Genomic DNA, 23,420 nt, shown 5'->3' with positions numbered 1-23,420 from the left:
GTTTACCTCCGCACGGGCGTCCGCCGGCCAGGTGCGGGGACCGTGGTCGGGGGCGGGGCCAGGGGCGAGGGGATGTCCCGGGCGGTGGAATTGATCTCGCGCAGGGCCTGGCTGTGACAGGCCCAGTCGTCGAGGTAGCTCCACGATTCGGCGTGGTGCTCGGCGAGTGCGTCATCGAAGACAGGGGTCCCGGGCTTGGCGTTGGCGGGGAGGCTGTCGCGGGTTTCCAGCCACTGCTCGTGCAGTTCGTCGAGCCGGTCGAGGGTGGTCTGCAGGACGCCCAGTTGGTAGACCCAGCGGTTCTGCACCGCGGTGGCGGGGAGGTTTCCGAGCTGTACTTCGGCTGTGGCCAGCAGGTGGCGGGCGCCGTCGCGGAGGTCCTCGAACGCTTCGGCGGTGTCGGCGTCGCGCTGGTTGGCGCGCATGCCGTAGGCGTGGTCGTCGTGGGGCCAGCCGTCGAGGTCGGTGTGTTCGTCGGAGTAGACGTCCCACGCGTCGAGGATCTTCTTGCTGTCGCTCAGGTAGCGGTCGAGGTGACGGAGGAGCTTGCGGTGTGCGGTGTGGTCGGCGGAGATGGTGAGGGTCCTGTTGGGATCAGCGGCGAACGGCCGGGCGGACGGCACGGGCCGTGGCCGGGGTAACTGCGGGCTGGGCCCGCTGCTGTCGGCGGGCGGCGCGGGCCTGTGCTCGGATGGCGTCGAGCCGGGTGCTGTGGGCTGCGACGACGTCCTCGGGCGTGAGCGGGCTCCGGCTCTGTACGGCGCTGTAGTGGGCGGTCTGGTCGTACATGGCGCGCTGGAGGGGGGCAGGGCCGGCGAGTGCGGCAGCGAAGGCGCAGACGAGGTGTTCGGGCATGGACTCGTCGACGAAGGCGTGCCAGATCCGGGGCCCCATCGGCGTTTCGAACCCGGGCTCGCAGGTCTCGATGCGCCAGGACGACCTCCATACGCCTTCGTCCGTTGGCCGGTGTACGTGGCACATTCCGTCGGGGGAGTGGGCTGTGGTCTCTGATTCGAGAGCCCATCCTGCCGACTCCAAAGCCTGGAACGGGTCGGCGTGCTCGGTGGGTGTCGGGGCGATGAGCGCGTCGGTGAGACGGCCCAGGATTTCGGCGGGGACGAGTTCGCCGAACTCTGCGTACCAGCCCCGCTCGGTGCGGGTGGGTTCGGCCTGCAGCCGCCACCATGCGGAGGTGGCGGACTGCGGGTCGAACTGCATGCTGTAGCGGTGGTCCGGGCTGCGCAGCACGATCTCGGGGCTGAGCGGGTCGGACGTGCAGGTCCATCCGGCGGCGGCGAGGCCGTGGGTGACGTGGCGGGCATCCCCGGGGCCGGCCAGGTGACGCGGGCTGGTGTCGAACGGAAGCTGGGTGGCGTGCCTGTGCGTGAAGGCGGCGAGCTGCCGCTCGCTCACCGGCACCGGGCGCATCCCGGTTCGCCGGTGCAGCTTCGGGGGTAGAGGGCGCGAATGTCCTCAAGCGCGTAGTGGAGAGTGTGCTGGTCCTCCAGCTCTGACGCGGCGCCGAGCAACTCCTGGAAGAGGGAGTCGGTGTGGCGGATGTTGGGGGCCTCGGGGTGGTCCTGCAGGGCGCGGACGAGGGCGCGCAGGGTGTCGGCTATCTGGACGGGGGCGCCCGTGTAGTCGTGGACCAGCGGCTCGACGAGCGCGAGGGCCTGTGCGGGGTCGGGGTTCTGGCGCAGGTAGTTGGTGAGGTTGGAGAGTGTTTCGGTCAGGGTGCGGATGGTGTCCGGGGCGGATGCGGGCATCGGGTTCCTTGGAATGGGCAGGTGGGTCAGCGGCGGGTCCGGGTGCCGCCGGCCGGGGCGTACGGGCGGGTGTTGGTGTGGGGCCGGGGGCTTTGCGCGCTGTTGCGGGCCCAGGTGGCGGCGCGGGCGGCCGTGATTCGGGCCTGTTGCCACGCGCTGAGCTGGGAGGGCTTGACGGAGACCGACCAGGTACGGATCTGCGCGCTCATGGGGACGCGTCCGCGCGGGCGCATCACGGGATCGGGACCGGCGAGTTCGGCCGAGAAGGCTTGCACCAGGTGCATCGGCGTGTTCGGCGTGAAGGTGGCCGTCCAGCCGTTGCCCTGCTGGTCCTTCGCCCCGGTCCACCACATTGCCGAGCCGTCGGGCCTGTGGTGGTACTGCATCCATGCGGTGCCGTCGGGGCTGGTGGCCATGTAGTGATCGCCCTGGAAACCCATGTCCCACTCCTGCTCCTTCAAAGGCGCCCAGACGTTGGGGGCGCGGGCGGAGCGGGGACGGGTGAGCGCGTCGGTCAGACCGGCGACGATCTCCACCGGCGTCTGCCGACCCAGGTGAGCCGCCCACTCCCCGTTCGCCCCGTCCGCCCTGCCGTGGATGGTCCACCCACCGGGCAGGACGTAAGGGTCGTAAGCGACACGAAGGGTGCGGTCCGGGCTTTCCATGTGCAGGGGGCCGCCTGTCTTGGACTTGTCCCGCCACCCCGAGGCGCGCAGGAACTCCGAGACGTGCCGGACGTCCCCGCCGCCGGCCAGGGCCCGGGGCTGGACCAGGTAATGCTGCTCGGCCTGCTCCCCCGGACCCCAGCCGGACCACTGCTTCCGCTTCTTCACCGGCGCCGCCGGACCACGAGCGGTGCGGGGACCGGAGGCTTGGCCGCAGTAGTGGAGGGCTGGGTGCCGACCTGCCGCAAGGTGTCTTGGTGTTCGTCCAGGTCGAGAGCGACGTCGTGCAGTTCGTTCGAGGCGCGTCCCAGAGCGAGCCACACCTCCGGGGGTAGGAGACCGCGTTCGGCCTGGTCCTTGGCGAACACACTGCCGGTGATGACGAGGTGGGTGATGCCGCCGAGCACTCCGGCATCCGGATCGAGAATGCGGGCGATGACCCGTGCGGCCTGGGGCGGGGGAAGCTGAGAAAGGTGGTCGGCGAGTTGGCCGAGACGGCGGGTGATGTCGTCGGCCAGTTCAACCGGGCAGGGGGCGGGGTGGGACATGCTCCTCCGGGTCGGTGGACGGTCAGTGGTGGTGGCGCTGTCCGACGCGCTGCGTCTCGGCGAGGACGGCCCCCGGGCGAGCACCGGCCAGGGGAGAGAGGCACGGTCGGAGCCGGCCAGGATGCAGGCGCGCAGGTAGCGGCGAAACAGAGCGGTTGCGAGGCGGGGCTTGAGCCGGTGGCTGATGGGCGGGGGCGTGCGGGCTACGGGTTTCTCCGGGAATCGAGCGGGGCGGGGCGGCCCCAGAGCGGGGCGGGGCCACCCGGTTTTTCGGGGTGGGCAACGGGCCGGTGCGAGGGGGAGTTGGCGCTGGCTGGTACCGGGCTCAACGGCGGCGGGAGGCTGGGGGTCGGGTGGGACTCGGCGGTGTGGAGGCCGCCGTCTGCTTCATCGCCCTCGGCCCGCCGGCGCGCGGTTACCTGCCGGCACCGGCGGTACGGCGGCCGGAGCGGACGTGGGTGCGGCCCGGCCTGCGAGATGCTGAAGGGCGGTCCCGATACCGATCGCCTCCAGCTGCGGGCCGATCTCACGCAGGGCACGTGCCTGCGCCTGGGTATCGTCGCTGTTGAGGCGGTAGATGCCGCTTTGCGGGTCTTGGACGAAGCCGTTGGTGATGAGGACCGCTCCGGCGCGGCCGTCGACAGGCGCGGTGGCGACGCTTCCGTCCGGCTGCCAGGTCAGGACGACCCGGTCAGCCTGGGAGTGCTGGATGCCACCCAGGGCGTTGTGACGCACCTGGGCGAGCGCGGTGTCGTAGCGGCCGAGCAGGTCGCCGGCAACCTGCTCGGCGCTCAGGAACGGGTCGTCCGTCAAGGCGATGCCGTTGGGTTCGGGCACGGCGCGGTACGCCTCGTCGGGCAGGGCGCTGGGGGCGACTGCGGCGATGAGGAATCCGTCACGCTCGTCATGCCGGTCAAGGACGACGAGCTGGGCGCCGTCCGGGCGGCTTAGGACGGCGGCCAGCTGGAGAGGGTGTTCGGCGAGAAAGCCGGCGACCAGGTCCAGGTCCCAGATCCGGTCGGCGAGGTCTTCCTTCGCGTGGGCCGGGACGGGGGAGCTGATCCAGGTGTCGGGGAGTTCGCTGGCGAGGACGTCGGCGTACGAGGCGAGGCGCTCGGAGGTGTCGTGGTCGTGCATGGTGTCCTTGGGCGAGGTGGGAGTCAGCGGCGCAGTCCGGCGGCCACCGCGGGCGGTGGGGCAGGTAGCGCGCGCGGCGGGGCGGGTGGGCGCACACGGCGGAGCGCTCGCTTTCGGTGGCGGGGACCTCTCCGTTGCAGGTGTTGCGGCCCGGGGTGTGGTGCGTGCCGGTCGGCGAGCGCGTTGCTGGTGTCGGAGAGGTCAGTGCGGATGACGCACAGGTGCTCGTCGGCGAGGTAGCGCAGCCGCCGCGCGATGTGGGGGTCGGCTGCCTGGCCGAGCCCGTCGTGGAAGTCGGCGGTGGCGGTGAGAATTTCATCCAACGCGGCGAGGATGCCGTCGTGGGCGGTGGTCAGCTCGGTTCAGTGCCTCGGCTGTCGCGTCCGTAGTTGTGGCCTCCCGAATGCGCTCGGCGAGGGGCAATGAGACGTTTGTCCTACGGTGATCGGTGGGCGCTGCGCGGGGGTGAGGGTGGCACGGCGGCGATCCGGGCCTGGGCCATCTGAGCGGCCGTGGTGTGCAGGTCCTGCTGGAGGGCGAGCAGGCGACGGGCGAGCAGCTCCAGGCGGTGAGCGGTGTCGGTGCCGACGGCTTCGGACTGGCGGGCGAACCGGTGCGCGGTGTGCTCGATGAGTCCGCGGACTGCGGCCAGCGGACCGGCCTGTTCGTCGGCGAGCTGAGTGAGGACGCTCGCGAGCTGGGCCGAAGCCGTCGGCGCCATCCGGAGGGCGGGCCGCGTTGTGGGCCCGGTGCGTACCGGGGAGATCAGGTGGAGGTCCTGTTCGATGCGGCGGGCTTCGTCCACGAGGCGCCGCAGGACGTCGGTGGACGGAGCTTGCCACGCGCCGTCGAGGTGGATCAGGTTGGCGATCAGGTCGAGGCGCCCGGGCCGGGCCTGGACGGCGATCCACGCGCAGCCGCTTTCCTTGCCGGGGATCTCGATGCCGGCGGTCCGCGCGAGCCGGTGCGCGACTTCGGCCCACTCCAGCCCGGTCAGGTCCCGGTCATCCGGGTGCAGACGGACATCGAGATGGAGAATCGCCTCCCGGTCGTCACCGGGGCTGGCCGCGAACGGGTGCTCCAACAGGGCCTCTTCGACGTGATCGGCCCACTGCAGCGACGTCCAGGTCCTCCGCTCGTCATCCGCGATGAAGCGGTCCATACCGTGCCAGCGGGCGACGATCGTGCACACCGGCAGACTCTCGTCTGGTGACAGGGGACGCGCCAGCGCTTCTTCGAGCGGGTCGTGCGGAGTGTGGGAGCGCCCGTGCAGGCGGGGGATCACCGGCCACTCTAGACGTCGGCGATGTGGACGAGATGCCCGAGGGCGGTGGTGGTGTACCAGCCGCAGTCGATCAGATCGTCACGGCCGGCGAACCGCGCGAGGAGCGCGTCCTCCATGGCCCGGAGGTAGATCAGGCAGTCCGGGCAGCGGCGTGAGAGGTGCACGAGATAGCGGGGGTGAGCGGTGACGTAGGACTGGGCGCCGCCAGTCGCATCATGCAGTCGCCATCCGTCCTCAGCGGTCGGGGTATGCCAGGACGGAGCGACCACGCGCATCGAATCTCCCCACAGTTCACCGGCGGCGACCCCTTTGAGGACGACGACGGTGTCGCCGGCCTGGAAATGCCGATGTGTGATATCTCGGTCGGGGGTGAGCGGGTCGGGTGTCGGCGCGAAGGCCGAGGTAGGCGGGGGCTGAGGCATGCGGTTCCTTCCACGTAATCGGTGGCGGGGTGGGAGGAACAATGGTCCGGAGGAACGCCGGTTTGGCTAACCGGCGTTTTCCGGCTATGTTCCCCGCGATCAGCGGAAGGGGTTCTCCGTCCCGCGGTCCGCCTCGGCAGCTGCGTCGAGGAGTTCGGGCACGTCGGTACCCTCGGCGCCGCGCTGGTCGATCCACCACCCGGCCCGGGTGATCGAGCGGGCCTTTTCCTCCAGCTCCGCCCAATCCGCCTCGTCCCAACTCCCCTCCACGACCAGCACGGTGTGTGCGAGCGCCATCAGCTGGTGGCGGGTCCGCTCGCCCCAAGCCAGAGCCCGCTCCGAACCCTCCAGCGGCGGCATGTCGAACTTCTCGGCCCACTCCGCGGCGGCCTGCTGCTCCTCGGCGCGCTTGGTGGCGAGCCACTTCTCCTTGGACTCGGTGTCGCTGTCGCGCGACGCCTTCCAGCATTCGGTGCAGTTCCTGACCGCGAGCCATCGGGCGAAGCCGGCGCGGCGGTCGGCGGGACGGTCGGACAGATCATGGACGATCGAGTCACCGCACAGGTGCTCAACGGTCCATTCCGTGCGGACTCCCGGATAATTCTGTTTCACGGGCGTTGCGTTCGAGGTCGCGCGGTTGTTCTGCGGCTTCAAATCGAGTGCCTCTCTGTTGGGGTGTGGTGAGGTGACCTGCGTCGTCTCAGCGTGTCCTGCGGATGGCGTCGGTGGCCGCCGTGGCAATGGCGACGGGAGCGCTGGAGGGCCGGGGCAGGTGCAGCAGAGTGGTCCCCGGCAGGTGCTGGGACCTGGCGGTGAGGGTGAGCTGGAGTACGGCGCAGCCGGCGGTCGAGAGCCGCTTGACGCGGGTGACGGCGTGAGCGGTTTCGTCGCTGCCGTACCGGGCGTCGGTGACGATCACAAGGAGGCGGCCGGCGCCGGGGCGGCTGAGTTCGAGGCCGTGATCGAGTGCGTCGATGGCGTCGCCGAGGTTGTGGTGGCCGCCGGTGGCATCGAACGTCGTCACGCGCTCTGGTGCGCGGTGGGTGGGGCGGATCAATGCGGTTAGGTGCTGGTCGTAGGCAATGGTGGCAGTAAGGGACTCGGGGTCGGTCAGGGCTGCCGCGCGTGCCACGATCCACGCAGCGGACGCGACGGGCGCGCAGGCGGCACGCATGGAGCTGGAGACGTCGACGGCGATACCCACACGCAGCGGTGGGGTGGGAGAGTTCCGGCGGCGGGTGTGGGTGAACGGTTCCGCGGTGGGGACCGACCCGGCCGCGCGCTGAGCGTCGCGGGCGAGGGCCGCGCGCATGTTGAGGCGGCCGGGCGGGGTGGGGCTGGTGGTCCGCTTCTCGGTCCGCTCGCGGTAGGCGGCGGCCCGCAGGGCACGGTTCAGGCGCGCGGCGGCACTCTGCTCGGCGGCGGTGGGCCGACGGGTGCCGGTGACTGGGGTGCTGTGGGGCACCGTTGTGCCGTCGGGGTTGACGGTGGTGCCACGGGTGTTGAAGACGCTCTTGGCGGTGGCGGCGGCTTTGCGTCGCTGGCCGGCCCGCTGGGCGCGGTCCTGAGCCTGCGCCTTGGACCGCGACGCCATGGCGTTGTTCGCTGCGTCCTGTGCCGCGAGGTCGGCGGCGTCGGTGGCCGCCGTGCTGTCCATGACGACCCCCACGGCGCCGGACAGCAGATCGGTGAGATTGTCCGGCACGGGCAGGGCAGGGGCCGCAGCATCCAGAGCGTCGCACCATTCTTGACCGTGCGCGAGCATGGTCGTGGCGTCGTGGTCGGCGCACTGGTGGGATGCGGTCCAGATGCGGGTGAGGGTGGCCAGCAGGTCTTTGCCCAGCACCTTTTCGCACAGATCGGAGACGGCCCGGGTCTCGCCGGCGTCCAGGATGCCGACGTCGCGGCGGCCGAGGATCAGGGCCGCCACGGAGGCGGCGTGCTCGATGCCCTGGAGGGTGGGGTGGGCGATGTCGGGCATGACCAGGGTTCGGGCACTGGTGCGCAGGTACGTGCGGTCCGTGGGCCGCGTGATCAGGTGTGCGCCTTCGACACGGCTCTCCTCCAGCAGGAGCGCGGCCTCCACGACGCGGGGGTTGGTTCCGTCAGGATGGGTCCAGACGGAGTGGGCCGCATGCGCGGCCTCGTGGACGAAGACGCCCCAGGCGGCGGGATAGCGCTCCTCGTCGCCCACGATCTGCGGATGGATCTCGTGGGGCTTCAGCGGGGCGAACAGGCGGGCGTCGAACTCGACCTCGCCCAGAGTGGGGAAGAACGCGGCCGGTGCGCCGCTGCGCGTGCCGGGGCGGCAGGTGACGAGGAGGTCCTGGCGGCCGGAGAGGGCGACCAGCCGGTCGCCGAGTTCGGCTCCCACGCGCAGCCACGCGGCCGGGGAGGAACGCGGTTGCGCGGGCGGGGCGCCGTCGTCGTCCCAGCGCGCGAGGTCGGCGTCGTCGTCCCGGGTGGTGGCGGGTGACTGGACGTGGTGGTGTGCGTTCATCGCGAGCGGCCCCGGTGCGCGGAGACGGTGCTGCCCGGGGGCTGCCGGGCAGCTGAGGCGGGGAGCTGCTTGCCGAGGGTGAGGGGCGCGACCTTCGTGACGCCGACAGTCTTGATGATGGCGGCGGCGACGGCGTCGCGATCCTCCACGGGAGCGATGCCGACGAGGTTCGCGAGCGCGGCCTGGGTGCCGAGGACGGCCTCCGTCTTCTGATAGCTCAGCAGCTCTCGCAGTTGGGGGGCCCAGCCCAGCTCACCGAGTTCGACCTGGTGGGCGAGGTGTCGGGCGACCCGGACCACCCGGGCATCGATCCTTAGCGCCTTGGCGAGGTCATAGTCCGTGCCGATCTGGATCTGCACGCTGAACCGGCTGGCGAGCGCCTCCGTCAACACCGCGCCGTGGACGCCGGGATTGTGGCCCGCCACCACGTAGAAGCCCGGCTCGGCCTTGATCGTCTCGCCCTTGTGAGCCTTGACCTGGATCTGCCGGCGCCCGTCCATCGCGGGATACAGCGCCGCCAAGACCATCGGCGAGATCAAGGTGGCATCGTCGATCAGCAGGGCACGGCCCTCGGTCATCGCAGTGACCAGCGGACCGTACTGGAAGACGTAACCCCCATTGTCGGCCTGCGTGTACTCGCCGATCAAATCGCCGACCGTGGTGTCGCCGTCACCGGCGACGGTGAGCAGGTCCGGGAACGCCGCCTCCACCAGCGACGTCTTGCCGGTGCCCGGAGGGCCGTAGAGCAGCACCGGCACGTCGGCGTCACGCAGACGGTTCAGCGCCTCGACGTCGGGTAGATCGGCCAGCTCCCGGGGGTGGTAGAGCTGGCCCCCCGCGCGGCGGATCGGGCCGGTCTGTCTGGGCGTGGCCGCTGCGGTGATGGTCGTGCGGGTCGTGGCCGCCTGGGCGCGGGGAGCGTGAGTGCCCGGTGGGCTGATCACAGCGGTCTGCGCGGCGGCGGCGGTGTTCGCGTTCGCGCGGAACGACGGTTGTCCGGTTCCGCCTTGGTCGGCCTCGCCGCGTCGCACTAGGGTCAGGACCGCGTTGCGGACGGCGCCATGGGAGTGGCCCAGCTGCCTGGCCATGTCCCCGATGGTGAGCGTGTCCGCAGGCCGGTCGGCCAGCAGTCGGGCCACCTTGGCCCGTAGTTCGCCGCCCTTGGTGCGCACTGGACTGGTAGGCGGTCCGGGTGTGGTCAATATGAGGCCCCTTCAACAGGTGCAGGTGCGGGCGTGGTTCGCGATGTGCCGGAGGGGCGGGCCGCTCTCGGAGCGGATCACGAACTCTGCCGATATCGGTGACTGGACTGGGGCGTACCGTCGGCGCTCACCGGCCGACCGGGGGCTCGGTCCAGGCGCAGGGGGTCGGCGACGAGCAGCTCGTTGGCTGCCGAGCAGGCCCGTGCGTCCGCTCCGTACCGGGTTCCGTCGCTCGGCAGGCGCAGCCTGGCGTCTCTTCGAAGCCGTCCTGGAGCAGGATCCGCCGGGCGGCGGCGTTGTAGCCGGTGGTGGTGATCTCGCCGGTGATGATGTGCCGAATCGGCGTGAACGATTCCGCTGGTGCATCGGGCAAGGCAGATCTCCTATCGGTGGTGGCGGGAAAGCGGTGGGGTGTTGGGCGAAGGCGAGGCGGGCCCGCTCGGAGGCTGGGGCAGCCCGGGCGGGGCGGCGGGTGCGGGGGCGGGCCGGTCGATGAGGCCGTGATCGAGCGAACGGGTCATCTCGGTCAGGCGCGCTCCGTGCTCCAGCAGCACACTGGCGGCCTGGTCCTCCGGAGGCGGCGCGAGGGTGAACGTTCTCTCGGCACGGTCGAGGACGGCGGCCGACTGCGCGGCCAGAGGTCCGGGCAGTGTGCTGCGCAGCTGCCGGATCAGGTACGGCGCGTGCTGGCGGAGAGCGGACGCCAGAGGCATCAGGCCGGCATGCTCCGCACTGTCACGGGCTTCCCGCACCTGAGCCAGGGTGGCGTCGAGCATCAGCAGATGGGCGTCGGTCAAGGCCCGGTCGTAGGAGGGCAACAGGGTGCGGGTGATCTTCTTCAGCGCTGCCTGCTCGGTGGGGGCGACGATGCTGGCCGGCGGCTGAATGCCCAGGGAGGGGAAGTCGATATGGGAAGCGAGGGCGCCGACGAGGAGCTGCTTGTCCCACGGCCTCTCGGCCACTATCAGTTCCCGCCCGTCCTCATGGGCGAGGAACGCCGCGGCCGACATCTGTGCGCCGTAGGCCCCCACGGTGTAGGACAGCGAGCCGTCAGGTGCGGACCATGCCCAGCGCAAGCGCTGGCGTGCGTCGGACTCGGGTAGCTGGAGGTTGCCGATCTCCACCGCCCACGTCCCGTCGAGTGCCTGGGCGATACGGCGGGCGGCATCGCCGATGAAGGGCCGGCGCGTGATGTCGACGGTGATCCCGAAGTGCTGGGCATTGCGGTACAGGGTGTCGATTGAGTTCTGCGCCGTGGCCGGGGTGTTCAGCGCCAGGACGTGGATGCCCTCGTGGTGCTCCTCGAAGGCGGAGAGGTCCAGTGCGGTGCGGGCCCAGTCGGTGCCGGGGCCGTGGGGCAGGGCGACGAGCCCGTCCTCGGGGCTCAGATACAAGGTGATGTGGGCGGTGGCGGCAGTCAGGATGTCTCCGGCTGGGTGCGGGGGCTGCTACGGGTGGCGCGCGGCCGGCGTGGTGCGCTGCGGTGGCGCGGCTGGAAGTGTTGTCCCTGGGGCGGCGTGTGGGCGGGCCCGCAGCACGGGGGTGCGGTGCGGCGGCAGGACGGCCACGGTCGCGCCGAGGTTTTCGGCGGCCTCGTGCACTTCGCGGGTGAGGAAGTCGATTTGTCGGCCGAGCGAGGCGAGCCGGGCAGCGATCTGCCGGCCCTGCACGGTCTCCAGCGCGGAAGCGAACTGGCTTGTGGTCTCCACGAGTGTCTGGAGTCGGATCATCGGGCCCGCGTTGTACCCGCGCTGGGTGGCGGTGAGTAGCGCGTTGGACGCATCTCCGGCGGTCTGGGCTTCGATGACGTCCCGGATGAGTTCCTGCAGCGAGACCTCGGGGGCGGGTGCCGGGCGGTTGAACCGGGAGATGTCCGCGCGCAGCACACCAGGCGGGACCGCGGCGGGCAGCGCCTGCCCGGCCACGTAGTCGTGAACGTGGTGGCCGATCACCTGCCAGCCCGGTGCATCCGGGTCACCTCGCAGGGCGACCACCGTCGAGTCGTCGTCCTCGACCAGGTACGCGAGGGTGATCGGCTGCCCGTCGGCGGCGTGCCACGACTCGGTCAGCTCCAGCTCCCCGCGCCGCTGCGCCGCCTGGGCCCGCTCGGTCCACGCGTGCTGTTCCTCGCCGCTCAGCGGAGTCTTGCGGTGGGGCCGCTGGTCCTGGTCGGCGAGGTTGCTGGCGATGTAACCGTGATCCGCCCAGGTGGCGAGGTGGGGCCATAACGCGGCATGCTGCGCGCGTTCGGCTGCCGAGCTGGGGGTGGCGGGCTGGTCGAGGGCCCGGCGGATCTCGGCAGTGGAGGCGGCGAGGCCATCCAGCACTGTCCGCCATCCGGCGAGGTGCCGGGCTGGCGGCAGTTCGTCCAGCGCGCGGCGAGCGGAACCGAGCAGTGCGTCGGCGTACGGGGCCAGGTGCTTGGCGTATGCCTCCACGGCCGCCTGGTCACGGTGGGCCAGGGCGGCTGTGGCGGCGCCTGCATGGACGGTTCGCCCGTAGCGGTCGCGTGTGGTGTCGAGTGCGGTCTCGGTCTCGCAGCCGATGACGGACATCCGCAGCCGGAAGTCGTGTGCACGGTGCGCGAGGTCGGCCGCCGAGGGCCGAGGGGTGGGGCCGTTCACGGATGTCATCGTGACCGCCCCCCGCCCGAAGCCGTTAGGTGGACGGTCGGCGCGTAGGAGGGCTTCGGTGGGATCGGCCGGGCCGACGGTGGCGAGGTGGCGGGTGCGGTACCCCTCTGCGTTGTCCGGCCGGCGGCGGCCTGTGCAAGACGGCTGCGGCGCTCCATAAGGCCGTTCGACGGGGCAGGCCGTGGTGGGTCTGCAGCGGCGGCGGGGTCGAGAGGGATGTCGGCCTGCACGGTGTATCCCTGGCTGCGCAGGTCGTGCACGGCCTGCCGGGTGCGGCGGATGCCCTCGCGCTCGGGTTCGCTGAGCCGGAACAGCCCAGGTTCGTCGGGTACGGGCTCGAACTGCTCGCGGAGCAGGTACCAATGGGCGAGATGGGCGGGCAGGGAGGAGGCGAAGGAGGCCACGAAGCCGTGTTCCTGGTGGTCGCCGAAGGCGAAGTGGGTGCCGGGCTGCAAGGGGGCGGGGTTCTCCTCGGGACGTGGGGCGGAAGGGGCACGGGCCGCGGTGCGCGGGCCGTGCCGCGGCGAGAGGCCGGGCTGGGCGGCGGTGGGGTGCGCTGGCGCGGGCCCCCGACGCAGGAACATTTCGCCTTCGGCGAGCCAGGTCTCGGCGACCGGCTACGCGCTGCTCCTGCTCCGGATCAGAGCCGCCGTGGACCATGTCGGCGACCGGGATCTCGGCATCGATCACCGTGTCGGCCAGACGGGAGAGGGTTGCGGCGCCGACCGGAGGGTTCAGCGAGTACGGCTGGTCACGGGTGCCGTCGTCGGAGATGCCGGCGGGAGGGCCGCAGTGGTGGTGGGCGCCGAGTGGCGGAGATTCACACCTATGCCCTTGGCTGTGAGTTGCTGGACCACGCCGTGGACGCGAAGGGCGCGACCGCTGTCCCCGTAGACGGCGGGAAGGAGGAATGCCGCTTGGTGCGGGTGGTACTGGAACCCATGGGCGTACAGCGTCATACGGGCGTCCACCGGCACGCTCTCGTAGGGTGTGCCGAGGACTCCGTCGGCGTACTGGGTCAGGGTGAGGACCTGGTCGACCTGTGGCGGCCCGGGTCGGTGTGGAGGCTCGGGATGGGTTTCTGCGTTGGTGAGCACTGTCTGGAGGGCCTGCTCGTAGCGGGGCAGCATCCGTCGGGCGACTTGAGCCGCAGCCCGGGTCGGATCATCGGGTACGGCGATGCCGTTGGGCTCCTCGACGGTGTCGAAGTGGTGCGGCTTGATGTGCGTTGCGGTAGGCACGAGCGGCGCGATGACGAACTGGTGCGGGTAGAGCGGCCGGTCAGTGACGTACAGTCGCTGGTTGTCCGGCCCGTGGAGCACAGCGTCGTGGGTGAGGACGTTCTGGCTGACTATGTAGTCGACGTGGCCGATGTCCCAGAGTTGCTCGGTACGGGGCGGCTGATCCGCGTACTGGGCGCGCTGGTAGTGGCTGGTCCATATGCCTGGCAGGCGATCGGCGAGGCCGCTGGCGAAGGCGGAGAGATCGGTACGGGGTGCGGTCATGTTCTTCCTGGCAGGGGTGGCGTGGGTGCGGTGTCAGCGGGTGTGTCGCGGCGCGGCTGGCGGGACTGAGCGAGGCGGAAGGGCCGGGGCGGAGCGCACCTGCGGTGTGGGACGGAGCGGTGTCAGCGCCCGCATTCGGTCCTCGGTTACGCGTAGGTCTTCCCCTAGGTTGCGGATTTCGGCGGCGGCGTCGGCGAGGTCGTAAGACAGGTCGAAGCCGTCGTCCTGTTTTGCTTCCTTCGCCTTCTCCGCGGCTGCCTCGAAGAATTCGCCGAGCCGCTCCAGCAGGCCGTGGGTCGGCTCCAGGATCTGGTGGAGCAGAGCGGCGGCGTCCGCGTGCGAGTTTGTCCCGTTGAGCTGGTCGGTGAGAGTGAGGAGGACGTCGCCGTAGGCGTAGGCGGTTCGGTCTGCCCTCTCGGTGACGTCCGGGTCCTTGGACGGGTTGGACGGATGAGCTGAGTGCACAGGTGGGCTTTCGTGGGGCGCGACGGCATGGGGCAGCAGCCCGAGCTGCGCGAGGTGATGGTCGAGGGCTGCGATCAAGGGCTGGACGCTGCCGCCGTGGCGGGCCTCTGGTTGCTCGGGGGGATCGGGGTATGCGGGGGGAGCCGAGTCGTAGATGCGCTCGAAATAACTTGACCGGTCGCTGTTGCGCTCACGGGTCACGATCCAGCCCTCCGGGTCCCCGGGCGGGCGCTCGGAGGGCGGCTCTTGCGGCGGGCCGATGATCAGGTAACTGTCGTCGGGGAGCGACACGCGCACGATGTAGGCGCTGAGGCCGAACTCGATGTCACACTCCAGCCCGCGCTCTCGCAGTGGTGTGGTGATGTGCGCGTGGCGGCGCCACAGCTCCTGCCACCAGGGGGTGTTCACATTGCGGTGGTCAGGAAGCGGCGCGAGGGGAGTCGCGCGGCGAGTGTCGGGGGTGCTGTCATCGTCAGCGGCCACGGCTCCTCCTGCGGGAGGCCGGTGAGCGGTGCGGCGGAGGTGTCCGGCGGGTAGGGCCGGCTTCCGGCTTCGGAAGCGCGGTGAAGTCGAGTTGGTACTCGTCGTAGGTGGCGATCAGGTCGTGTTCCAGATGGGCTTCGCGGTCGGCGACGACCTGCGCCATGAGGTCGTCGTGCTCGGCCTGGCACTGCTGGTACTCGGCCCAGTCGGCGTCGCTGAAATGAACGGGGCGGTTCAGGGGCATTCCTTGGGGGACGTGGGTGCATTGGGCTACGGGTTCGGTGCGGTCAGCGGCGGCGACCGCCCGGCGTGGGAGGTGGAGGCAGCGGCGGGCCTTCCTGACGGGTGAGCGGCGCGAGGAAGGGCTGGAAGCCGAGGTGGTCGTCGAGTTCCTTGGCCGCGTCCCGCAGGGATTCCGAGGAGCGCCGCAGGAAGGCGCGGGCTGAGGCGTGGTCGTTGACCATGCGGTTCGTGAGGTAGCGCCGGTCGGTCGGGGTGGCAGACCGGGGCAGGGCCAGGGCACACTCCGCAGTCTCGGAGAAGTGCGAGGCTGCGTGGCTCGACATGGTCGCCGCCGTGGCGAGATGTCTCAAAACGGTGTTGCCGGCACTGGTGGTGCGGTGAGGGATCCGCGCGAAGTCGGCGGTCAGCCGGAAAACGTCGCGGGAGAGGTCCTGTGCGTCCGCGGCGTGCTGGAGCAGTGCGGCGTAGGAGGGTGAGGCCGGAACGTCTCCGTTCTCGTCCAGCAGCTGCCACTGCTCGGCGGCGTTGAGTAGTTTGTCCTTCATCACGTTGAGCGTGCCGATAAGGTGATGGGCCTCGGCGCTGGGTATCAGGTCGCGTTGTATGCCAGGTGTCACGGGCGTTCTGTTCCTCAGTGCATACGGGCGTCAGTGTCGAAGAGCGCCAGTTCGTGGCTGTGCAGGAGGTGTTGCACGATGAAGCTCCGACCTGCGACTTTCCACAATCCGCGCCCTCGGTTGAGGTGAGCGATGGCGTCCATCTCGACGGAGGTGAGGCCGAGCAGGGAGGCTGCGGCGTGGAGTTGGTCGGTTTCCTGGCGGTAGATGATTCGGGTGCTGCAGTCGGCGAGAAGCCCTTCGGCCAGGGCGCGGCCCTGTGATCCGGCGTCGCCGGCGGTGAGTAGGTCGGACAGCCGGTGGATCACCATGAGGTTGGCGATACCGAGGCCGCGGCTCAGTTTCCACTGGGCCTGCATCCGCTGCAGCAGACCGACGTGCCGCATCAACCTCCACGCCTCGTCGTAGACGATCCAGCGCCGGCCGCCGGACGGATCGGAGAGGGCGGACTCCATCCAGGCGCTCGCGCAGGTCATCGCCAGGACGAGAGCGGTGTCGTCGCCGGAGCCGCCGAGGCGGGACAGGTCGATGGTGAGCATGGGCGCGTTCGGGTCGAAGGCGACGGTGGAGGGGGCGTCGAACATGCCGGCGAGATCCCCGTGGACGAGACGGCGCATCGCGTGGGCCAGGTCTTGGGCTGCGTCTCCGAGCTGTCCTGACATCATCGCGGCGGCCTCAGCCAGGGCGCCAGGGTTGTTGAGGGTGGCGGCGACGTCGCCGAGGAGCGGAGTGTGGCTGGCAACCGCGGCACGGGTGACGACGGCGTCGAGGGCGACGTCTAGGGCGGTGTGTTCCATGGGCATCAGGTCCCGCCCCAGAACGGTGCGGGCAAGGGAGCCGAGCAGGAGCAGGCGTCGCTTGCGGATCTCGCCGACCCAGTCGGCCTCGGAGACGCCCTGTGGTCGCGGCGCCGCGTCGAGAGGATTCAGGCGTCCCGGTAGCCCGGGGCCAAGGGCGACGGACCGGCCGCCGAGGGCCTCCGCCACAGGCGTCCACTCGCCTTTCGGGTCGCACGGCACGTAGACGCGGTATCCGAAGGCCACCGAACGCAGCGCGAAGGACTTGGCCAGTGCGCTCTTGCCCTGGCCGATCACGCCAGCCAACAGGAGGTTCGGGTTGGTGAACCCCTCGACCTTGCCGTACAGCGCGAACGGATCGAAAACGAAGCTGGCCTCGGCGTGGACGTCGCGGCCGATGTAGATGCCTTCGGCTCCGAGGCCGCCTTCGGCGAGGAATGGGTATGCGCCGGCGGCCACTGCGGTGGTCATGCGGTGGGCGGGCAGTTTCAGCCGGTTCTGGCGGGCGGAGGCGGGCCCGGGGCGTCCGCTCGACGGGTAGAGCGGAGCGGGTGTCTCATGCTCGGCGGGTGCAGGACCTGTCCGGTGGCTGCTGGCGTCGGCACGGGCCTTGGCGGTGGCTTCGGAGAGCTGGCGACGGGCTTCCCTGCGGCTGGCCCGGTCGGTCCCGTAGGGAGTGAACAGGGGGCTGGCGAAGGCGCGGCGGGCGGGCCGGTGGCTCATCGGGGGCGCTCGATTCTGCGGGTGGTGCTCATCGCACGCATGCCGTGGTGTGCGCGCGGAGGTCGCTGGGAGTGGTCTTGCGCCGGGTGATGTGCCCGGCAGCGAGGTGGCGCTGGCAGATCGTGAGGACTGTTGGTCCCTCGGGAAGCTGTTCGGGGCGGCACTCGGTGGAGTTGGCAGTCGTGGTCGGCAGTCGGTGGAAGGCGGCGTGGGTTTCGGTGGCGGCCTGCCACAGCCGGGTCCGCGCGGTGGCGAGGTGGCGCCCGGCAGCGGGATTCTGGGGCCGGGTGGTGTCTGCGAGCTGGTCCAGAAGCTGGTGCAGCGTGGTCAAGTGGGCATGCAGCACGTCCAGGTGAACGCGGTCGGCGGCGTGGTCCTGGGTGGGCAGGCTCCGGGCGTGGTGGTGGATGCCGGCAGTGGCGGCACGCAGATAGGGCTGTGCTTCGTGCGCGGGACTGGTGTTCAAGAAGGTCCTTGCTGGGTCGGTGAGGTCAGCGGCGACGGGTGCCCGAGTCGGGCGCCGTCTGGGTGGGGCGACAGGCCGGAGATGCTGCCGGAGGCAGCTGGGTTGGCCTCGCTGCGAGCACCCCGTGCAGTTGGGCGAGGCTGGAGAGCCAGCGTGTGACGAACTGTTCGCCCACCCATCCATAAGTCTGCGAAGGGCGGGTGAGGATGGTGACGAGGGCCGCAGCCGCGAGTTCCCGCAGATCGTGGGGGAGCGGTGGCAGGTGTTTCTGCGGGCAGTACACGGGGTGGAGAGGCTCGCTGCCGGCACGGGACGAGGCGATCACCGCTGCGGCTGCGACCGTCACTTCCCAGTTCTGGATCGTGGTTCTGCCCGGCTCGGAGAGGGCGTGGCGCAGGAGAACCTCGGGCGCGCCTGACCGGTCGAGCAGCAAGGCGTAGTCGGCTGCCAGGTCATTGTCGAAGGGGCCAGTGCCCCATGTGCTGGACTCCTCCGCTACAAGGTCGTGCGGGCGAGGGGGAGGGCGGCGACGATGAAGGCGTCGGGCTGCTGGTAGTTGAGGCGGCGCAAGTCGACGCCGGCGGTGACGGCGGCGGTCTCGATCTGTGCACAGGCGGCGTCGAGGAGAGCATCGGTCTCGGCCGTGACGGTGACCAGTCCGGTCAGGGCCACGTCCGCGTGCCCGGCGATGAGCTGGCGCTCTCGCGTCTTGACGTCGGCGTACTCGACGGAATCCTCTTCGGAATCGACTTGACCGCGGCGGGCGCGCTCGTTCGCGTCGGCGATGATCGCGGCCTTCCTTCGCTGGACATCCCGCAGAGCGGACTCAAGCCCCTGGGGTGCGTAGATGAGGGACAGGCTGCGCCGCACTCCGGCGGTAAACATGATCTCGTGCAGAAAGCCCGCTCCCATCTCGGTGCGCGGCCAGTTCTCCACCCAGTACGTCGCGTGCCGGGCGCTGTCGGTGGCGAGGCGGTCGTACTCCTCGAACTGGACGACAGGCCCCGCGGCGGCGGGTTCCGCTTCGGCGCGGCCGGTCTCGGACCACTGCTGGAGGGCTGCGAGGGCCTTGGGGTCGTAGGCGGTGCGGATGACTGCGGCGATCTCCCGGGCGTTCAGCCACCCGGTCACCATGAGACCGGCGTTCCGGGCGGCCTGGGCGAGCGACGCGGTCGTCTGCTCCATGACGGTGAACGCGCCTGGCAAACCGCCGCCGGCCTGCGCGATCAGCCGCTTGGCGGCCTTCAGATCAAGGGATATAGCGAGGTAGGTCTCGTGCGGAGCGGCGGCAGGGCCGGCTGAGGAAACCAGTTCGGAATAGATCTGTCTGGCGACCGGGGCCTGGTGCCGCCCGTTCTGGGTCCAATGCCGGGTAAGGGTGTCACCGCTGTCGGGGACGGTGCGCTCCAGCACTTGCACGGTGGCGATGTGGCCGATCCGGGCGATGCCTGCCAGCGCGCGTCCCCAGCTGCTGACGTTGTGGTTCTGGGTGGCCGCGTCGAGGAGGACGAAGGCGCGGGAGGTGACGCGTGCGATGGCGGTCAGGGTCTGCCGGTGCGGGTCGTACACGGCCGCAGCACCGTTGGCGGAGTCACCAGGAGTGACCACCTTCAGGGAGGCGGCGGCGCCAGGCAGGTGAAGGACGCCGTCCTGTCGCGGGCGAGTAACGGGCCGGGCGAGCCAGAGCGTCTGGCCGGTACGGCGGCGGAGAGCGTAGCGGGTGACGATCGGCGCCCAGTCGATGAGGGAGCGGCCGTGCCGGCGGACGGCGATGAGGGCGCCAGAGGCGGCCCACAGCGGGGCCAGGGCGACGGCGCCCAGCAGGCCCGTGGAGATCACCGTCATCAGCAGCAGCGCCAGCGTGCTCGAAGCCAGCGCAAGTTGGGGCAGTGAGAGGCCGAGGAGGATGCCGCGGCGGCTCCGGTGCGGGAATTTCACCGTGATCGGGGCGGCGGAGAGATCAGTCAAGGGGCGGTTCCTGGAGGCGCGGGTGGTACCCGGGGGCGGGGCGCTTGGCCCCGCCCCCGGGAGTCGGGCAGAGAATCAGAGACCGGCCGCCGGCGGTGTGGCCGACCCGCTGGACGTGGCGCTCTGGGAGCCAGAGGACGGCGGTGCTCCCTGGGGCGGCGGGGTCGTGGTCGGCGGGGTGGACTGCCAGCCCTCGCCCTGGCCGGATGAGGCGCTCGCCCCCGGTCCGCCGGGCCCTTGGCTGCCGCCCACCTGGCCGCTGGTGTCGTCGGACACGCTGGTCGGTGCAGGCTGGACGGCCTTCTCCAGACCGGACTTGACGGCATCGCCACCGGGCGAGACACCCGAGCCTCCGGATGGTGAACCTTCCTTGCCCTCTCCGCCTCCGCCGGTCGGGTTGGCGGCGACATCGCCGGGAAATCCACCTCCGCCGCCGGCATCGGGGCCTTGCGGGGCGGCCCCCGCTCCCGCTGCCGCACCGCCGGTTCCGGCGGTGGCCGCAGCCGAGGCGGCCTTGCGGGCGGCCTTCTCGGCATGTGCCTTGGCGATCTGGGCTCCCGCGCCACCGGCACGGTGGACGGACTCGCCGTCGGTGCCGTCGGCCGCCCAGTGCACGAACTTGAAGACCGCATACGGGCACAGCAGCACCAGCACCATGATCACGATCCCGGCCATGACGTCAGCCAGAGCGGCGGTGCCGTCCTTGGCCTCGGTCTTACCCATGGCGGCGATACCGAGAACGAAGATCACGGTCATCAGGAGCTTGGAGACCACGAGGGTCGCGGTGGCCTCGATCCAGCCCTTACGCCAGCGCCGGGCGACCTCCCAGCCGCCACCGGCGGACGCGAAGATCGCCAAGGTGACCATGACGAGGATGCCGACCTTGCGCACCATCATCACGCACCAGTAGAGGAACGCTCCGAGGGCGGCGCCGAGACCGGCGACGACCGGGACAAGCCAGCCCAGTCCGGTCAAGGCTCCGAGCTGGTTGACCTTCACGATCCGGCGCACCGCCGTCTCGATGTTCAGGTGCGCGGCCTTGAACAGGCCATTGGATATCGCGTCGACCACTTCCACCGCGACCGTCGTGAACGCGATGGCACAGAAGGCGAACAGGACGCCGCTCATAGTGCCGGTGAACGCTTGTGTCAGGGCCTGCCCGTCACGCCGGATGGCTGCCCGCACCAACTGCGCGCAGAACGTGGCGACCAGCAGGACCAGGCCCAGCGGCAACAGCATCTCGTAGTTGTCGCGGAACCAGCCGGCGTTCAGGTCCACCTCCGTGGTGGTGTTGACTGCCACGGCGGCCAGGTCGGCCGCCGCGGCGGCGAGTTCGCCGGCGGACTTCGCCATCCAGTCACCGATGGCCTTGCCGGGGTTCGAAGCGAAATCCACCGCGTCGCCGACGGCGCACAGTTTGTCTGCCAGGGGGAGATCACAGAAACCCACGAGGAGCTACCCCTCCGTTCTTGTTGCAGGCGCGGGTCACTGCGTGACGCTCGGGGCGATGGCGGCCAGGGCACAGTCATGGCTCGGGCGGCACTGGACCGCAAGGGTCACAGCCCGCTCCTCGGCTCCGCCGCCGCCCTTCTTCCAGGCGATCTGCTGCTTGCCGTTGACGGTGACGACGTAGATGTACGCCTCGGTGATCGCGGACGGGTCATCGGCGAGCGCCTGCTTGAACGCCGAGGGGAAGTGGCCCTCGGTGACGCCGGCGGTGGCGTGCTGCTCCTGGTCGGCCATCCGTGACCACAGCACCGGATCGGGCACCTGACCGGAGACCGAGGCCCAGTCGGCGTAGATGCTCTCGTCTGTCATCCAGGTGTGTATGCCGGCGAGCTGCTGGTCGCGGCTGGTGGTGCGGGTGTCGTAAGACCACAGCATCTGGGCCGCCGCCTTGGCGTAGGCAACCGGCTCGGCGATCTGGGGAGGCTTGGGCACCGACCCCGTTCCGGAGGAAGGCTTCGGGGCCGCCTCGGTGGAGGACGGGCTGCCCGTCCGGGTGGGCGCGGCGGCCCCAGGAGCTTGGTGCCCGTTTCCACCGCCGGTCAGCAGGGCGACGACCGCGGCGATGGCGAGGAGGACGGCGACGGCGGAGGCGACGATCGCGATGCGCTTGCCGGTTGGCCAGTGTGTGCCGTACGAGAGCGCCGAGAGGGAGGGGAATCGTTTGCGCATCAGTGAACCTGCGACCCCAGACTGGAGAAGAACGCGACGATCCCGTTAGCGGCACCGAGGCCGAGGGCGGCGCCGGCTGCCACGAGGACGCCCTTCTTCCCGTTGGCCTCGGCCTGGTGGCCACCGCTGTGGTGGCCCCAGGCCCAGACGCCGAGCGAGACGGCGAGGGCGCCGACCACGGCGATGATGCCGAACATGTTGATGCTGTTGACGACGTTCTTCAGCACGGCGAGGCCGGGCAGCCCGCCGCCCTGGGGCGAGATTCCTGGGTCGTAGGCGAGCTGGATGAGGCGGTCTGCGAGAGGGACGGGCATAGGTGTGGCGAGGCTCCTTGCATACGCGGGCCAGGCGAGGGCCGGCGGAAGAGGGGAAGCGGAGGGGAGGTGTGCTTGGGGTGCGGAAGTGGCCGCGGCGACAGCCCGCCCGGCGCGGTGCCTGTAGGTTCCGGTTCGACTTGTCGTCTGACGCTCGGCTGACCAGCGCCTTTGGCGGACTGTCCGGGAGACTTGTCGGCGGAATCGTCCAGCGAACTTGTCGGATTCTTCAGCCGGGAGGGCCCGGATAGGTCGGGCTGACAGATGTCTCGGACGGTCGACCTGCGGGTTTACCCCAGCAGGCGACAAGTCGACGACAAGATGGCTGGACAACGACAAGTGAAATCGGAACCTACAGTGCCGGGCGAGCGTCAGAGGACGCGGCGGGCGGCGAGAATCGTCCAGTCCTTGATCGGCGTGATCCGGACCGGCTTGGTGGTGCGCGGCGCCTCGATAAGGAGGCCCTCGCCCATGTACATGCCGACGTGTTCAGGCCGTGCGGCGCTGCCGTGGTTGAAGATCAGGTCACCGGGCTTGAGCTGGGCCGGCGATACTGCCTTGCCCTCGTTGACCTGCGTATACGTGGTGCGGGTAAGCGTGACGCCGACCTGCGCGTATGCCTGTTGCATCAGGCTGGAGCAGTCGCAGCGGCCCATCGGGTCGGGGCCGTGTGCGTTGGTGCAGGACCCGCCCCACTGGTAGAGCGTGCCGAGCTGGCGCATCGCCCACTCGATGGCCTTGCGCGCCTTCGGGGCGGCGTCCTTGGGGATCGTGTAGCCCTTCGGGACCCTCCCCTCGGGGATGGGACCGAAGCCGGAACCGTCCTGGCCCGGCGCGCAGCCGGTGGAAAGGGTCGGCGGCTGAGTGGCCTGGTCCGTGTCGTTGGCGCCGCCGGGGAAGGTCTTGGCGATGGCAGCCTGCAATGCAGTGGCCAGGTTCTCCCACTGCGCGTACGCGTCCGGCAGGCCGGACTTCTGCACGGCTTGGGCGGCCTGGGTGACGGTCATCTGCTGCCAACCGTCCACCTTGAGCAAGTGCTTGTAGAACTGCTCGGAGGCGTAGACCGGATCGCGGACCTGCTGGGCGCTGCCCCAGCCCTGGGAGGGACGCTGCTGGAACAGGCCGAGGGAGTCGCGGTCGCCGTAGTTGAGGTTGCGCAGCCGGCTCTCCTGCATCGCCGTGGCGAGCGCGATGATCTGTCCCTTCGTGGGGACGTCGAGCGAGAGGCCGGCGGCCACGATCGTCTGCGCGTGGGGGACCTGCTCGGAAGGCAGGTCCAGGCCCTCGATGCGGACGTTCTCGCCGGATGCGCCGTCGAGGATCTTGCCGACCTGCTCGGCGACCTTGTCGGTGTCGATGTCGGTCAGACAGTTGCTGAGGGAGCCGTTGCTCTGCACGGCGTCGGCAGAGGTTGCCAGCACCATGCCGGTGCCGGCGATCAGGATGGGGGAGAGGAAGACGACGCCGATGCCGGCGGCGAGCGCCTTCAACCGGAGCCGATAG

28 protein-coding genes are annotated in these 23,420 nt (G+C 70.5%); all 28 read right to left on the bottom strand.

Features of this window, described 5'->3' with window-relative positions:
- Nucleotides 1-2: 2 nt before the first annotated feature.
- The 28 genes from B9S64_RS03070 to B9S64_RS02935 all read right to left on the bottom strand — a co-directional run bounded on the left by B9S64_RS03070 (nucleotide 3) and on the right by B9S64_RS02935 (nucleotide 23,407).
- On the bottom strand, nucleotides 3-623 hold the full coding sequence (locus B9S64_RS03070) for a hypothetical protein (protein WP_258037958.1): 621 nt from the start codon (nucleotides 621-623) through the stop codon (nucleotides 3-5).
- Nucleotides 595-1,419 (bottom strand): DUF317 domain-containing protein, encoded by an 825-nt coding sequence (locus tag B9S64_RS03065; RefSeq protein ID WP_103492559.1) that lies wholly within the window; start codon nucleotides 1,417-1,419, stop codon nucleotides 595-597. Before B9S64_RS03065 ends, B9S64_RS03070 begins: the two co-directional genes overlap by 29 nt.
- The gene (locus B9S64_RS03060) at nucleotides 1,410-1,766 is read right to left on the bottom strand and encodes a hypothetical protein (protein WP_103492526.1); all 357 of its coding nucleotides are present in this window, start codon (nucleotides 1,764-1,766) and stop codon (nucleotides 1,410-1,412) included. The genes B9S64_RS03065 and B9S64_RS03060 overlap by 10 nt, the downstream gene beginning before the upstream one ends.
- Nucleotides 1,767-1,792: 26 nt before the next feature.
- Entirely contained in the window at nucleotides 1,793-2,599 is an 807-nt protein-coding gene (locus tag B9S64_RS03055) for a DUF317 domain-containing protein (RefSeq protein ID WP_103492525.1), read from the bottom strand.
- On the bottom strand, nucleotides 2,596-2,979 hold the full coding sequence (locus tag B9S64_RS03050) for a hypothetical protein (protein ID WP_103492524.1): 384 nt from the start codon (nucleotides 2,977-2,979) through the stop codon (nucleotides 2,596-2,598). Before B9S64_RS03050 ends, B9S64_RS03055 begins: the two co-directional genes overlap by 4 nt.
- Before the next feature lie 387 nt (nucleotides 2,980-3,366).
- The gene (locus B9S64_RS03045; protein WP_103492558.1) at nucleotides 3,367-4,116 is read right to left on the bottom strand and encodes a hypothetical protein; all 750 of its coding nucleotides are present in this window, start codon (nucleotides 4,114-4,116) and stop codon (nucleotides 3,367-3,369) included.
- Nucleotides 4,117-4,139: 23 nt separating this feature from the next.
- Nucleotides 4,140-4,439, bottom strand: a complete 300-nt coding sequence (locus B9S64_RS03040; protein ID WP_258037957.1) for a hypothetical protein — start codon at nucleotides 4,437-4,439, stop codon at nucleotides 4,140-4,142.
- A gap of 113 nt (nucleotides 4,440-4,552) precedes the next feature.
- Nucleotides 4,553-5,401, bottom strand: a complete 849-nt coding sequence (locus tag B9S64_RS03035) for a relaxase/mobilization nuclease (RefSeq protein ID WP_103492523.1) — start codon at nucleotides 5,399-5,401, stop codon at nucleotides 4,553-4,555.
- Between the two features lie 8 nt (nucleotides 5,402-5,409).
- The gene (locus tag B9S64_RS03030; protein WP_103492522.1) at nucleotides 5,410-5,823 is read right to left on the bottom strand and encodes a hypothetical protein; all 414 of its coding nucleotides are present in this window, start codon (nucleotides 5,821-5,823) and stop codon (nucleotides 5,410-5,412) included.
- 99 nt (nucleotides 5,824-5,922) lie between these two features.
- Nucleotides 5,923-6,372, bottom strand: a complete 450-nt coding sequence (locus B9S64_RS03025; RefSeq protein ID WP_103492557.1) for a hypothetical protein — start codon at nucleotides 6,370-6,372, stop codon at nucleotides 5,923-5,925.
- Nucleotides 6,373-6,523: 151 nt separating this feature from the next.
- Nucleotides 6,524-8,323 (bottom strand): hypothetical protein, encoded by a 1,800-nt coding sequence (locus B9S64_RS03020; protein WP_103492521.1) that lies wholly within the window; start codon nucleotides 8,321-8,323, stop codon nucleotides 6,524-6,526.
- On the bottom strand, nucleotides 8,320-9,462 hold the full coding sequence (locus B9S64_RS03015; protein WP_181012388.1) for an AAA family ATPase: 1,143 nt from the start codon (nucleotides 9,460-9,462) through the stop codon (nucleotides 8,320-8,322). Before B9S64_RS03015 ends, B9S64_RS03020 begins: the two co-directional genes overlap by 4 nt.
- Before the next feature lie 190 nt (nucleotides 9,463-9,652).
- Nucleotides 9,653-9,898, bottom strand: coding sequence for a hypothetical protein (locus tag B9S64_RS03010; RefSeq protein ID WP_181012381.1), 246 nt, complete (start codon nucleotides 9,896-9,898; stop codon nucleotides 9,653-9,655).
- Nucleotides 9,899-9,908: 10 nt separating this feature from the next.
- A complete protein-coding gene (locus tag B9S64_RS03005) occupies nucleotides 9,909-10,919 on the bottom strand; it encodes a hypothetical protein (RefSeq protein ID WP_103492519.1) in 1,011 nt (336 codons plus the stop codon).
- Between the two features lie 54 nt (nucleotides 10,920-10,973).
- Complete coding sequence (locus B9S64_RS03000) at nucleotides 10,974-12,158, bottom strand: hypothetical protein (protein ID WP_103492518.1); 1,185 nt, start codon at nucleotides 12,156-12,158, stop codon at nucleotides 10,974-10,976.
- The gene (locus tag B9S64_RS02995) at nucleotides 12,155-12,613 is read right to left on the bottom strand and encodes a hypothetical protein (protein ID WP_030817678.1); all 459 of its coding nucleotides are present in this window, start codon (nucleotides 12,611-12,613) and stop codon (nucleotides 12,155-12,157) included. The genes B9S64_RS03000 and B9S64_RS02995 overlap by 4 nt, the downstream gene beginning before the upstream one ends.
- 279 nt (nucleotides 12,614-12,892) lie before the next feature.
- Entirely contained in the window at nucleotides 12,893-13,663 is a 771-nt protein-coding gene (locus tag B9S64_RS02990) for a hypothetical protein (protein ID WP_103492517.1), read from the bottom strand.
- Between the two features lie 33 nt (nucleotides 13,664-13,696).
- Nucleotides 13,697-14,611: a hypothetical protein gene (locus tag B9S64_RS02985; RefSeq protein WP_030817674.1), complete on the bottom strand. Its 915-nt coding sequence runs from the start codon at nucleotides 14,609-14,611 to the stop codon at nucleotides 13,697-13,699.
- Nucleotides 14,601-14,855: a hypothetical protein gene (locus B9S64_RS34305; protein WP_037706056.1), complete on the bottom strand. Its 255-nt coding sequence runs from the start codon at nucleotides 14,853-14,855 to the stop codon at nucleotides 14,601-14,603. The genes B9S64_RS02985 and B9S64_RS34305 overlap by 11 nt, the downstream gene beginning before the upstream one ends.
- A 43-nt stretch (nucleotides 14,856-14,898) precedes the next feature.
- Entirely contained in the window at nucleotides 14,899-15,471 is a 573-nt protein-coding gene (locus B9S64_RS02975; RefSeq protein WP_181012380.1) for a hypothetical protein, read from the bottom strand.
- A 14-nt stretch (nucleotides 15,472-15,485) separates the two neighbouring features.
- A complete protein-coding gene (locus tag B9S64_RS02970; RefSeq protein ID WP_030817670.1) occupies nucleotides 15,486-16,991 on the bottom strand; it encodes a VirB4 family type IV secretion system protein in 1,506 nt (501 codons plus the stop codon).
- A gap of 28 nt (nucleotides 16,992-17,019) precedes the next feature.
- Entirely contained in the window at nucleotides 17,020-17,457 is a 438-nt protein-coding gene (locus B9S64_RS02965) for a DUF6238 family protein (protein WP_030817668.1), read from the bottom strand.
- Nucleotides 17,458-17,482: 25 nt separating this feature from the next.
- The gene (locus tag B9S64_RS35480; RefSeq protein WP_146060148.1) at nucleotides 17,483-18,070 is read right to left on the bottom strand and encodes a DUF4259 domain-containing protein; all 588 of its coding nucleotides are present in this window, start codon (nucleotides 18,068-18,070) and stop codon (nucleotides 17,483-17,485) included.
- Complete coding sequence (locus tag B9S64_RS02955) at nucleotides 17,953-19,425, bottom strand: SCO6880 family protein (RefSeq protein WP_181012379.1); 1,473 nt, start codon at nucleotides 19,423-19,425, stop codon at nucleotides 17,953-17,955. The genes B9S64_RS35480 and B9S64_RS02955 overlap by 118 nt, the downstream gene beginning before the upstream one ends.
- 75 nt (nucleotides 19,426-19,500) lie before the next feature.
- A complete protein-coding gene (locus B9S64_RS02950; protein WP_030817664.1) occupies nucleotides 19,501-20,874 on the bottom strand; it encodes an ATP-binding protein in 1,374 nt (457 codons plus the stop codon).
- A gap of 36 nt (nucleotides 20,875-20,910) precedes the next feature.
- Nucleotides 20,911-21,603, bottom strand: a complete 693-nt coding sequence (locus B9S64_RS02945) for a hypothetical protein (RefSeq protein ID WP_030817662.1) — start codon at nucleotides 21,601-21,603, stop codon at nucleotides 20,911-20,913.
- On the bottom strand, nucleotides 21,603-21,917 hold the full coding sequence (locus tag B9S64_RS02940; protein WP_030817660.1) for a DUF6112 family protein: 315 nt from the start codon (nucleotides 21,915-21,917) through the stop codon (nucleotides 21,603-21,605). The genes B9S64_RS02945 and B9S64_RS02940 overlap by 1 nt, the downstream gene beginning before the upstream one ends.
- Before the next feature lie 371 nt (nucleotides 21,918-22,288).
- The gene (locus tag B9S64_RS02935; protein WP_103492515.1) at nucleotides 22,289-23,407 is read right to left on the bottom strand and encodes a C40 family peptidase; all 1,119 of its coding nucleotides are present in this window, start codon (nucleotides 23,405-23,407) and stop codon (nucleotides 22,289-22,291) included.
- Nucleotides 23,408-23,420 lie beyond the last annotated feature (13 nt).

Origin of the sequence: Streptomyces sp. SM18, assembly GCF_002910775.2 — a bacterium.
In the GTDB taxonomy this organism is placed as follows: domain Bacteria; phylum Actinomycetota; class Actinomycetes; order Streptomycetales; family Streptomycetaceae; genus Streptomyces; species Streptomyces halstedii.
Note: the sequence above shows the minus strand (reverse complement) of the source record. Positions and strands in the feature narration are given on the sequence as shown.